This is a genomic window from Paenibacillus sp. TAF43_2 (assembly GCF_052113545.1).
Lineage (GTDB): Bacteria > Bacillota > Bacilli > Paenibacillales > Paenibacillaceae > Pristimantibacillus.
The window spans coordinates 18,570-31,254 of sequence record NZ_JBFRDK010000079.1 but is presented as its reverse complement, the minus strand read 5'-3'; the positions used below and the strand labels follow the sequence as shown (position 1 = coordinate 31,254).

The window sequence follows — 12,685 nt, the reverse complement described above, 5'->3', positions numbered from 1 at the left end:
TTTCAAGGGGCTTCGCCACACACTTACAATCGCCTGTCAAGTTCTTTTTCCTCATTTGGGCAAAAAAAGAGCAGGCTATCTTTTTGATAACCTGCTCTTTTGCATTCTATTGAACTTACACCTTAACTTAATGACATTGGCCAMGTGGCAGCCCTTTTAGTCTTCAACTATCGTTATGCCGTTAGTTCAACGAGGTAAGAGATTGTTTTCAAAAATGATAATGGCTACTTCTGAAGGTTTCTCCACCTTGTTATTCAGTGGCTCAACACTTAGAAACTTTGCAAACCCCGCCAGCGCAGCAAATTGAGTGCCTCCCGATTGTCTCCTACCGTCTCGCAGAAACGCATTTTGGAGGCAACATCGGGCGAGCCAAAGGCGGTGAGTAAACAGTACCACTGGCACTCTGATTTTAGTGATCAGAAGAGGGTAGGAATCGGAGGACACGATACGGCATCGATGAATCGCGGATCGATACCATAGAAGTACCAGTATGATCCGCTCCATCTATACCCAGAAACACCGTCCATATCGACAGATGTCGGATAAAACCAGAAGTTCTCGCCAGACCTAAGCCAAATATAAGTGTACTGGTAAACGCAGTCGACGATATAAGAAACAGCGGGTTTCGGCGGGATGAATGCGGGAGGAGGTGACTGCGGCGGTTGTCTCATGGGTCCTATATTTCGCATTTGAACCATAACATCACTCCTAACGGAAGATATTCATGATATTACATGAAAGTGTATCTTATACTATGTAGGTGAATAACCACTTGACTATACGCATGCCTAGTCATAACCATTTTGCACGGTCAACCGCTGCAATATCTGTCCTGAAGCTTAAACTCCAGGAAATAGCTGTTATTATGTGTACGATTTCCATTTCAGAGGGTACTTAAAAATTTCTCAAACTATTGGCTGAACTCTCCTGCCCGTTAGCTTAACGAAGGACTACCACACAGTAGCCCTTACGGTATTCAAGAATCATTCTATTTTTAATTTCAACACTTACCGGCATAATTTCTTGCCCACAGCGAGACCTAGCCCCAACCAACGTCCTTCATCGTGCAGAATAAAATCCTTTTCTCCATCATAATATCGGAAATTATCGAGCATCCATTGGTGACCATCAGAGAAGTAATAGCTATCTGTAATTAAAAAACCTTGACCCTGAATTAAATTGCGATTCCAGTCCAACGTCCGAAGCCATTTATTATGATAGTAAAAGATATCAAAATTCTCCAAACCAGACGGCACTGGATTTAATGTACACATAGGCTCAGCAATTCCAAAAAAACCATTAGTTCGAGTAACGCGTATGATTTCTTTCAGAGCCTTTTCCCTATCCTTAATCATAAAAAATGAGCCGATACTAAAGACTGCATCAAATGCTTCATCAGGAAACGGCATAAGTTCGGCATTCGCCTTCAGTGCTAGAACATCATTATCTGCACCTTGTTCTGATACATATTGCTGAATTACATTCAAATTTTCCCATAGTTTTAAAGTAATTAAAGTAACTCCCCAATTTTTAGCTATTGTTGTAGCAACTTGACCAGTGCCAGCACCTATCTCCAATACACGCATACCTGGCTTCAAATCTAAAGCAGTAAAATCAACGGCAAAGCCATTTCGTAAGAGCCTGCACCTAATGAAGTTGGGTTTTTGATACTTAGGAAAGGATTATTCAAGATATTTTTCTCCCTGATGGGGAGTCGCAGTTGTAGGGCTAAATATGCGTTATGTTCCCCGTTTTTTTGCCCGTTATATTTCTTACTTTTCATGTAAACCGCCTCCATTTCCGAGATACACCAATTTTATAAATAAAAAAATCAACGACACCATTGTTTTAGCTAAACTGCCAGTTAGCTCAACGAGGCTGCCGTTTTATGCCGGCAGCCTCGTTTTAATATTTGTGAATCTAACGTTATCCGATAGTTTAATCAAACGGTGTTATTACACCCACATGTGAGGAAGTAAAACTCTAAAATACTTTATGAATGTAAGGTCATCTTCAATTGCTAATAAGCCTTGAAAAAGTGGTTGTTTATACATTTCATTTTTCGTTAAAGAGCTAAGGAATTTCCTTGCATCATCGATGACATTGCTTTCCAAGACTTCATTTAGACTGACTGAATAACTTATTCTTTTATCTAAGTCACAAAGTATCTCATCATCATTTCTGTTACTGACTGTAATACCCCATTTAACTGCTAGTTCTGTCCAATCCAAGCCCTTAAATGCCATTGAATTCTCCTCTTTAAAAATAATTGAACAAAGTGTCTTGTTAGCTTAACAATATTTCTCCTTCAAAATCTCAATATATTTAGAATCAATTCCAGTAATATTGGATACTGTTCCAATTTCAATTCCTTGTTTTAAGGCATTTCGGGCAATTCTCAAGTTATGTTTCATTTTCAACACTCTATCTTTGAATAAAATATCGTCAAAATCTAAATATTCATCAGCAATTTCTCCGTCTAAATTAAATTCAATATCGTAAGTGCCGATGTTTTCTTCTAAATAAGAAATATTTACCGAACAAAATATTACTGCTTCTTCAACATTAAAAGTATATTTAAGGTAAATTGACCGTTCATGTACACTAATAAAATCCTTAAATAACTTTCCACGAAATGTGTCGTGGTAATCGTCTTTCTCTTCTTCACGCCATTTTCTAAAACAACTCCAAAAGCCTTCGACAGTCCTTTTTATTGCATTATGGCTAGTTTCCCATTCAAGCAATGTTTTTTTGTTCATATTATATTTCACTTCCTACATCAATTTATCATTCATTTTTTTCATTTTATCCTGATTTCATTGAACTATCCTGCCCGTTAGTTCAATTCTTTTTTGTAACGAAACCCTTTAGTTTTAAGTAATTGTTCGTTGGGAAATCATAGTTAACCCACTTTTCTTTGTAGCCTTTCTTACCATGTAGACTCAACAATAAATCAAGCGCTTGTACTACTGCCTCTGAAAATTCCAATATCGAACAAGACTCATTTAGTTCAATAACCAGTTGTTTTTTGTTTCGCAAATTCTCAAATGACATAATCTGAACGTGCAATAAATCATCAATCTTTCTGAATTTCCAAACGGTTCCACCAGGTTCTTCATTCCATTCAAATTGTGAATTTGAAACAGTGAATGGACTGAGCTCTGGATTAAGTAAAATCAGAGCCTTTAACATCTCATCAAGAGCATCCGTGATATAACTTGTTGCAAAATAAAAGGTATTTGAGTTCATTTCAATGAATCCACTAGCCCAACCTCTTCCGGTAAATTCATATTTGAAGCTAATTGATAGTAAACTCCGCCGCCAAAAAGTAAGTATCGTAGTCGCCTGCTTTTCTAAAATCGAGTATATCTTTCACTATTCGGTATTCACCAGTAACCAGTCTTCCATAGAGCCAATTCCAATCAACTGTCCATTCGCTAACATTTGAAGACTCCAAGCCATGTCCAATACTATTAAATCCGTAATTACCATCTATAGTAACAGGGACTTGATACCAACTACCCTCCATTTTCTTTTCCAACAAAAAATATTCACCATAAATACATTGCTTACCAGAGTTATTATCAAATACTACAGTCAATTCAGTAGTGGTGACCGTTCCTTTCTTAACAGACATCGTTACTCCTTCAAGGTCGTTGATAGTTTTATATTTTGTAAGTTCCCAATCAGTAATTTCTCCTGTATTAGTCTCTTCATTAGCATTAGAGCACCCAACTATTAGGATAAGACAAAGTACGATGCACAGAGTAAGAACAGATGAACAAGATAACTTCTTCATTTAGAAACCACCCTCATTTGTTATAAATCCGTTTCAACATAAAAACGAGCTCGTCAGCAGTTTTGTTGCGTTAAACTGCCCGTTCGTTTAATAATTGCTCCTCGTTTAACACTTGTGTCTAATCGCTTAAAAATTCATACGTTTGCGAGATTGGACTCGGATTGCTTTTATCTTCTCCACTTTAACAAATCAGTCTTATGTCTTGTTAGACGCAGCTTTAAATGTATCTTACTCCCATCCATGTTAGAATGGAAACAATCAAGCTTCCATTAAGAGTACCGCTATTTCGTGCTATGAATGACGCTGCAATATACGAAAAAAGAACCTTCAAGCTGCTCCATAAGCGGCTGAAGGTTCTTTCGTATTTAAATATGCAAGCGATCAAGCAGCCTGAAAATCATGGCCGCGGCTTCCGCTCGGCTTGCTGCACGATCGGAACGGAACGTTAGATCGGTATAGCCCGTTATAATACCTTCCGAAACCGCACGGTTGATGGACTCCTTCGCCCATGCCGGGATAGCAGCTGCGTCTTTAAATGTCATTTCCGCACTTGCTTGCTGCTGCTCGTTAGCCTTTAAAGCATTCGCAATCATGACTGACATCTCAGCGCGTGTAATCGTTTGATTTGGCTTGAAAAGCATCTTCCCTTTTTGCTCGTAGCCTTTCAAAATACCCGCTTGCACAGCAGCAGCTACATCAGCTCCAGCCCATGCTGGAATGTCGCTGTTATCCGCAAAGCTTGCAGCTCCTGAAGCCGCTGGCAGTCCCAGAGCTTGCAAGATCATTTTGGCAAAGGCAGCACGGGTAACCTTCTCTTCTGGATGGAATGTCCCATCCTCAAAGCCCTGAATCACGTTCATGCCAAGCAAACGATCCGCAAATGGTGCCACCCAGTGCGTTGTCGCATCGGAGAACAGCTTTGCTTCTGCTTGGAAAACCGCAAATTTAGTAAAGTGGTTCACCTTTGCTGAAATTGTACCATCTGCTTTGACAGTGCCGCCAACATATATCCAACGCTTTTGCAGCTCGTTAAAGTAATAAATGGCCGCTTTTTTGCCCGATTGGACTTGATCCTTCTTGTAGTTGAAGCTAATTTCCACCGGTTTGTTGAATTGGTTGCCTGCTGTGCTTTGGAATTCGACCATCGGACTAAGCGCCTCAAGCGTCCCAGCCGACGGTGCCTCATTCGCCCCTACAACCTTAGCGCTTATTTTTCCGTTAACAGCTGCAGCGCCTGCAGGCACATTAAAGCTGATAATATCTTTAATTGCGCCATCAGTCCCTTTCGACGCATCCAAGTCTACTTCTACAGAAGTAGCTGGAGCCGGAGGAGGCGTCACGATCGGTCCTGGACCTGGATCTGTGTTGCCATCGTCTTTTGGCTCTCTCGTTACAAAGATAGGATTCGAATAGAACCAAAGATCCTTGTAGTTGCGATCGTTAATTTCATTAAACCGTTTCATATAACGGATATCAAGATCCGCAATCGTTGTATCGTCTTCTGTTCTGACGTCAATGAGCGGCTCGCCGTTTTCAGTTTCGCCAGCTACATTTTCGCCAAGATTAGTGCCTCTTAGTCTAAAATACTGATTTTTGTACGCTGGATCGAGATCATACGTAATGACATTGTAGCCTTCCGCGTCTGTTGTCCAGTCCTCGCTCGTGAATCTGGCAATGACCTTCGTTGAATCATTCGTATCTTTGTTGTATTCATCCGTACCAGGCTTAACCTCACCTGTAACATCACCGGCAATCAAATCTACGTGGTCAACCTTAACGGCATTTGTCACGTCACTTTGGTAAATATATTTGTCGTTGATTGCAGAATTTTCACTTTTAATCACGGCGTAATTGTTTGTCTGCGGGCTTTTGAAACGAATGGTCAGCTTAAGCGCATCGCCATCCTTCACCTTCAAGTTTTGCCCCATTTCGCCTTTGTTTGCACCGTTAGTAATCGTGAAATCTAGCGCATTAATCAGATCACCTGTTGTCGAAAATGATTTGCCTGAACGCATGCCGTCCAGCACAGCTGCCATGTCACTGCCTTCTACCCATGTATAATTTTTGGAATATTCGCCCGGCGCGTAGCCACTGGAATAAAGACCTTGCGATACTTTGAAATGGGAATCCGAGTTGGTGAAATTCCAAAACCGGCGACCTTCTCCAAGCAGCGCGTCCCACACCCCGCCAACCTTAGCAATCATATAGTCGGAGCCGCCGTACGTCTTGGTCTTGGGATTATTTTGATTCAAGCCGGCTCTATCTGGCTCCATCTGATTGCCTGGCATGCCCTCCATCCCAAAAAAGATGTTTGGCGCTATATTGTTAAAATCACGTATATCGGAAATTCGAAAAATTGCATTGCCATTGACAAGCTTTCTGGATGGATGATTAATGATCATATAGCTGGAATCTGCATAATTTGTTTTCAACCACTTCACAGCATCGCGCGCCGTATCCGCATTTAGTGCAGGTCGCGTTGGGTACTGCAATTTCCACTCTGCTACGACTACCGGGTCAAACATGCTCTCCGGGCGATCCGTATACAAATATTCAAAAAGGCTCGTTGCCTTTAAGCTGCTTTCTTCGCTATCCGCTAATATGCCTGCTCCGACATGATCGTAGGTTGGCATATCCCACTCAAACCCTGAAAAAATAATTTTATCCTTGTACTTTCCTACGTCTTTTAGTTTATTAATGATGTTTACCTGATATTTATTAACAGCATCTTTAAATAATATCGGAGAAGGAAGCGAGTTTCCTTCATCATCCCGCTTTGAAGTTCTCAGATGATCAGATAAATTCATCCAGTCCATCCCATAGGTTTCAAAAGCTTGATCGAGCACCGTCTGAACTGATTGCTGCGCATCATCTGAAACGTAGGTATGGGCATGGTATTCCCCTGCCATCCATTTTCCAGTGCCTGAAGTCCCAGCCGACTGGTTGCCGGCTTCTGCGAATGTTGTTGTCAACGCTATATTTTGCCCTGCAAAGCTTGCTGTTAAAATAAAAGCTGCTGCCAGCTTGGCCCACTTATTAGATAACATGTTATAATCCTCCGTTATAATGTTATAATTGCCATCTGCCTATATCATGTTAGCTATGCCGCTAATGCTGACCTCCTATTACGATTGATTTGAACAGCTCCACCCAAATGGCCACATGTCTAAAATAAGAGATTGCTCAGGCTCTGTCTATGCTTTTGTAGCAAACGATATAATTTCTTAACATTAGAGATTGGCGCAAAAAAATCTATTCACATAGGAGCTTCGTTGTAGACTGGCCCCAACTATAAAAAACAGCGGCAGTCGTGGACGAGAAAAAAAGTCCTAGACTGCCGCTGTTTTATTGAGCTAATGTTATCCGTTCCCGTTTACCGCACATGCGTTCAATCAGGATTTCCCGGAAAACGCCCGTGTCTTATTCAATCCTATCTCTCCGACCGACTCAGCGCCCCGACCAGCTCTACAAAGTGGCGCCCGCGCTCTTCAAAGTTGCTGTATTGGTCAAACGCAGTGCAGGCAGGGCTCAGCAGCACCGTGTCGCCCGGTGCGGCCAGTTTGTGCGCATGCGCCACGGCCTCGGCCAAGCCTTCGCAACGGAAAATAGGCGGGCAACTCGGCACGCTGCGCGCTGCAGCCTCGATTTGACTGGCCGCTTCGCCGATCAACAGCAACACCTTGACATGATCAGGGAGCAGCCTAGCCATCTCCTCAAAAGGTATGTTCTTATCTCTCCCGCCGGCGATCAGCAGTACTCGGCCCTCGTGCGCGTGCAGCGTCGCGACGGTACGGGCGGGGCTGGATCCGATTGAATTGTTGTAGTAATGCACGCCGTCCACAGTGGCCACCCACTGGTTTCGGTGCTCCACGCCGGCAAATGTGCGTACCGTCTCCAGAATTGCCTCGTCCGGCACGGTCCCCCTCACGGCGGTCATGGCAGCCATAACGTTTTCCACGTTATACCACCCTGGCAAACGAATGTCACTGATAGGTACCAGACCATCGATCACTCCATCGCAGACCGTGTGCCCGCCGAAATACTTGGTCTGCCCCCGCCCGCGCAGTGCGGCGGTATCCGGGTTGTCGCCGTTAAGAACGGCAAGGTCGTCAGCGCTCTGAAAATCCAGCAGGCGGCGCTTGGCGGCAGTATATTCATCCATGTCGCGGTGCCAGTCGAGGTGATTGGGCGAGAGGTTGGTCATGACCGCCACATGGGGAGAGCGCGTCATGTCCATCAGCTGGAAGCTGGATAGCTCGACCGCGCACACGTCCAGCGGCGACATCTCGCCCACGCGCGTCAGCAGTGGCGTGCCAATGTTGCCGCCCAGATGAACCGTACGTCCCCCGTTTGCCAGCATGTCTGCAATTAACGACGTGGTGGTGGTCTTACCGTCCGAACCGGTCACGCCGAAAATAGGACAAGGGCACAACGCAAAAAACTCCTCCATCTCACTGGTCACACGGCTGCCGCCAGCGCGGGCCCAGTCCAGCGCCGGATGGTCTGGGCGCATGCCCGGAGTGCGGAACACGATATCGCCCCCAACGCGATCCRGGTAATTCTCCCCTAGGCGGAACTCGGCGCCTAGATCGTCCCACTCGTCCCGGGGCAGGGCTGGATTGCGGTCGCGAACGGTGACGCGCGCCCCTGCGGAGCACAGCATGCGAATCAGCGGTGAGTTGCTGACGCCGGCGCCGATGATGGTCACGTCCTGGCCAGCCAGCGATTGGATATATGTGTAAAAAGCAGGATTCATAAGCACCTCCGCTTAAAGAATATCATTAAGTCAAATATACCACATATTGGAACCGCCTTGCCTGCCCGTTAGCCGTTCATTCAGCGCAATAATAAGCACATAAAGGATGAATTTTTTTCTTTTGACAATGAATGCGCCTCAAAAACTAGAAATAAAAAATAGGGCTAGAAACTAGCCCCATTCCCCTAAATATAAATTAAACGACCCAAATAGATCAAGAAACTACACTATCTACTTTTGGCCGAAATCCAAAACCAAGCAGCGCAAAGATAAGGAAGGCCGCACCTAAAAACAGAAAAATACTATGAACAGAAACATAACGAATCCCATAACCGCCAAGCGTCGGGCCCATGATGCTTCCAATACTAAAGTGAATCGAAGCGATAACATTCGCCGCAGGCAATATCGCCCGAGGCAGTATATCAGCTGCATAAGCGAGACCTAAAGAATAAAACGATCCAACCACTCCGCCAGCAATAGCAAATAATACAAAGAGCAGCGCAATATTATCTCCAGCCAAAGGTATAGTGAAAAATACGAGAGCACCTACCACTGCACATCCAATCAACACCGGCTTCCTGCCGATTCGGTCACTCCAAATGCCAAGCGGCAGCTGCAGAATTAGAGCCCCGACTCCGAATGCCATGAGCAGAAGCGAAATCCAATGCTGGCTCAGGTTGATCCGCAAACCATACAACGGAAAGTTGCTATTCATAGAAGCTTCCATCAGTCCATATAAGAAGCCAGGTATAAGGACAAACCACGCGAGGCGGTAGGTTTTTACAAAGCGATTCTCAGACGCAGTTCCTCGTGCTGCCCGCTCCGGCATTTCATTCTTCATACGCAGCACAAGCATCAGTACAGTAACAAAAAATAAACTCGACACTAAGAATGGAACCGCCCTTCCAAGTGGCAGAAGATTGATGCCCAGCGGCCCTAAGCTGAAGCCGAGTCCATAAGCCATACCGTACAGCGAAATAAATTTCCCCCGTCGATCGGCTGGACTTGAGCTTACGATCCATAACTGCGTCGCATAATGGAGCGAGCTATCGCCGACACCAACCAGCAAACGCAAGACGAACCATATCGCCAGCGAATGTGTAAATGGAAACAGTAGATTAGCAAGTGTAACTAATGAAATGCCGACTAAAATGACTTTTTTGTACCCGAAACGCATGACAGGCTTCTCAACGAAAAACATTGTGCAAAAAATTCCGATATACATTGCAGCTGAATTAATCCCGTTCATATCTGACGATACGCCTGAATCCTCCAGCATAATCGAAAGCAATGGCAGCAGCAGCCCTTGACTCATACCTGCTACTACAACAACTAAAAGCAATGTGGTTAAACGAACATGGAAAGAAGGCGAAGCTGAAGCACTTGATGACAAACTTGTTGCACTCCCTTTACTAAAACTATCATTCTGATTTTCTCCTTACACATTGTATACCTGAGAGTAAAGACTGACAACCGCTCATTCATTGGCAGCGCCTCTCGCAATCACCTGTGGTGATTCAGAATTGCTGGGTGCAACGATAAGTGATAGATTTTTCTCCCTAAACTACAGGAAAAATCCCCCTTTATTTTTACTCCTTTCCCCCTCAGAATAAAAGTTGTTTCCTCTTGAATTAGTCTCCTATTTGCCTATCAAGTTTTCTTACTCCATTGCAAGAAGAGCCCGACTCTATTGTACCTCTCGGTTTTTCGCCACACTCTAAGTACATTCCATTCATACGATTAGGAGGTGATGTTTTTAAGAGATTGCATGTAATCGCTTACAAAAAGGTAGTGGTCAGAAGCTTCATATTGAGAAGGGAGATAGTTGACGATGAAAAATTATTCGCGATCAACAAAACGAATGATGAAAGCTCTTTTAGCTGCCCTAGCAGCGCTGTTAGTATTGACTGGATTACCCTTAGGAACGGATAGAGTAGAGGCCGCAACGGCTCGCAACAAAATAATCGTAGGCTACTGGCATAATTTTGACAACTTCTCTACCAATATTCGTTTAAGAGATATTTCTCCGGATTACGACGTGATCCAGGTCGCTTTTGCCGAACCAACAGGTGGCGCACATACTGGCAATATGGTGTTCACTCCTTACAACGCAACAGTTAGCGAGTTTCAGTCTGATGTTGCTTTCCTTAAAGCGAGAGGACAAAAGGTGCTCATATCCATCGGCGGCGCTAACGGTGCAGTGGAGCTTACTACACCTCAGGCCAAAACAACATTTGTGAACACGATGAAGGGTATTATTAATTTATATGGATTTGACGGCCTCGATATTGACCTTGAAGGCAGCTCTCTTGCCCTTAACACAGGAGACACCAACTTCAAAGCCCCTACTACTCCAAAAATAGTAAATTTAATTTCTGCAACGCGTGAAATATTAAATAGCTATAGTTCAGATTTCCTTCTGACCATGGCACCGGAAACAGCCTATGTTCAGGGTGGAGCAGGGAACTATACAGGACTTTGGGGAGCATACCTCCCTGTCATCTATGATCTGCGAAATGAGCTGGATTACCTGCATGTTCAGCATTATAATACGGGTCCCATGTTAGGCCTTGATGGTAAAGCCTATTCTCAAGGCACGCCTGACTTCCATGTGGCTATGGCTGAAATGCTGCTTGTTGGATTTCCAGTCGGAGGCAACCCGAATAATATGTTTCCCGCGCTTCGTCCAGATCAAATCGTCATTGGTTTGCCCGCTTCACCACAAGCAGCAGGCGGAGGTTATACAACACCGGCTAACGTGCAGAAAGCTCTTGATTATCTTATAAAAGGTATCCCTTTCGGCGGAACCTACGTTCTTCGCAATAGCGCTGGTTATCCTGATTTAAAAGGATTGATGACCTGGTCTATCAACTGGGATAAATATACGAACAATCTATTTTCTACGAGTCATCGTACCTATCTCGATCAATATGGTTCGGGTGGAGGTGACGTTACAGCTCCGTCAGTTCCTGCAAATCTTCAATTAACCGCCAAAACGTCCACGAGTGCGAGCCTGTCTTGGAGTGCATCTACCGATGATCGAGGAGTAACGGGATATATCGTCTCCTATGGTTCAACTTCAACAACCGTTACAGGTACAAGCACAACAATTAGCGGTTTGACACCTAACACGGCGTATTCATTTACTGTAAAGGCAAGAGATGCAGCAGGCAATATTTCTGGCGCGAGCAACGTGATTAATGTAACTACTGATGCACCCGTTGTGGATGTAATAGCACCTTCAGTACCTGCTAATTTACGCACGACAAGTACAAGTGCATCCAGTGTCAACTTAGCATGGAACGCTTCGACGGATAACGTTAATGTAACCGGTTATACCGTGACTTACGGTACAACAAACGTGAATGCAACGGGGACAAGCGCAGCAATTAGCGGATTAACCCCTAACACTGCCTATACCTTTACAGTGAAGGCATATGATGCAGCAGGCAATGTGTCTGGTGCAAGTACGCCAATTACGGTTACTACAAGCCCCGCAAATGTTTGCACCGTACAGCAATGGAACACCGACACAGCCTATACAGGCGGACAGCGTGCTTCTTACAACGGCTCTGAATACGAAGCTAAATGGTGGACAAAAGGAGAGCGCCCAGATATTAGCAGCGTGTGGAAATTAATTGGTCCATGCGGCAATGCAGGACCAGCGGATACTACAGCGCCAACTGCCCCAAATAATCTTCAAGCAACAGGTGCTACAGCTTCTACCATTAGTCTTTCATGGGGAGCATCAACGGATAATGTCGGCGTTACCGGTTACACCGTTTATTATGGATCTTCCAGCCTCAATGTTGCTGGAATTACAGCTACCGTTAGCGGTCTTACAGCAAACACAGCCTACAGCTTTACAGTGAAAGCAAAGGATGCTGCAGGGAATTTGTCGGCAGCTAGCAACGTACTTCAAGCCTCAACAACAGCTGGCTCGGGTGGAACAACGACTTGGGCTGCTCAAACAAGCTATGTTGCTGGCAGTACAGTAACCTACGCAGGCCTCTCCTATGTTTGTCTCCAGCCTCATACCTCACTGGTTGGCTGGGAGCCGCCAAATGTACAATCTTTGTGGCGGCTTCAATAGTACAGTAAGAAAAGGGACTATGGGCGCAATAACCCAT

The 12,685-nt window shown here is 44.5% G+C and carries 11 protein-coding genes; 2 read left to right on the top strand and 9 right to left on the bottom strand.

All coding sequences use genetic code 11. The features are described from left to right. Positions 1-303 precede the first annotated feature (303 nt). Positions 304-480 (top strand): hypothetical protein, encoded by a 177-nt coding sequence (locus tag AB4Z17_RS17765; RefSeq protein WP_441961156.1) that lies wholly within the window; start codon positions 304-306, stop codon positions 478-480. Positions 481-1,007: 527 nt separating this feature from the next. Here the strand turns inward: AB4Z17_RS17765 and AB4Z17_RS17760 are convergent. The 9 genes from AB4Z17_RS17760 to AB4Z17_RS17720 form a co-directional block, all read right to left on the bottom strand. Continuing rightward, the gene (locus AB4Z17_RS17760; protein WP_441961155.1) at positions 1,008-1,586 is read right to left on the bottom strand and encodes a class I SAM-dependent methyltransferase; all 579 of its coding nucleotides are present in this window, start codon (positions 1,584-1,586) and stop codon (positions 1,008-1,010) included. A gap of 14 nt (positions 1,587-1,600) precedes the next feature. Further along, positions 1,601-1,783: a hypothetical protein gene (locus AB4Z17_RS17755; RefSeq protein WP_441961153.1), complete on the bottom strand. Its 183-nt coding sequence runs from the start codon at positions 1,781-1,783 to the stop codon at positions 1,601-1,603. A 172-nt stretch (positions 1,784-1,955) separates the two neighbouring features. After that, a complete protein-coding gene (locus AB4Z17_RS17750; protein WP_441961151.1) occupies positions 1,956-2,246 on the bottom strand; it encodes a hypothetical protein in 291 nt (96 codons plus the stop codon). Positions 2,247-2,291: 45 nt separating this feature from the next. Further along, complete coding sequence (locus AB4Z17_RS17745; RefSeq protein WP_441961150.1) at positions 2,292-2,759, bottom strand: hypothetical protein; 468 nt, start codon at positions 2,757-2,759, stop codon at positions 2,292-2,294. An 82-nt stretch (positions 2,760-2,841) separates the two neighbouring features. After that, positions 2,842-3,249, bottom strand: coding sequence for a hypothetical protein (locus AB4Z17_RS17740; RefSeq protein WP_441961149.1), 408 nt, complete (start codon positions 3,247-3,249; stop codon positions 2,842-2,844). Between the two features lie 49 nt (positions 3,250-3,298). Further along, a complete protein-coding gene (locus AB4Z17_RS17735; protein WP_441913541.1) occupies positions 3,299-3,799 on the bottom strand; it encodes an immunoglobulin-like domain-containing protein in 501 nt (166 codons plus the stop codon). 365 nt (positions 3,800-4,164) lie between these two features. After that, positions 4,165-6,846, bottom strand: a complete 2,682-nt coding sequence (locus AB4Z17_RS17730) for an S-layer homology domain-containing protein (RefSeq protein WP_441961147.1) — start codon at positions 6,844-6,846, stop codon at positions 4,165-4,167. Positions 6,847-7,229: 383 nt separating this feature from the next. Then, complete coding sequence (gene murD / locus AB4Z17_RS17725; RefSeq protein ID WP_441961145.1) at positions 7,230-8,555, bottom strand: UDP-N-acetylmuramoyl-L-alanine--D-glutamate ligase; 1,326 nt, start codon at positions 8,553-8,555, stop codon at positions 7,230-7,232. 214 nt (positions 8,556-8,769) lie between these two features. Then, positions 8,770-9,948, bottom strand: a complete 1,179-nt coding sequence (locus AB4Z17_RS17720) for an MFS transporter (protein ID WP_441961144.1) — start codon at positions 9,946-9,948, stop codon at positions 8,770-8,772. A gap of 438 nt (positions 9,949-10,386) precedes the next feature. Between AB4Z17_RS17720 and AB4Z17_RS17715 the strand changes: the two genes are divergently transcribed. Further along, a complete protein-coding gene (locus AB4Z17_RS17715; protein WP_441961142.1) occupies positions 10,387-12,648 on the top strand; it encodes a fibronectin type III domain-containing protein in 2,262 nt (753 codons plus the stop codon). The last annotated feature ends 37 nt before the right edge of the window (positions 12,649-12,685 follow it).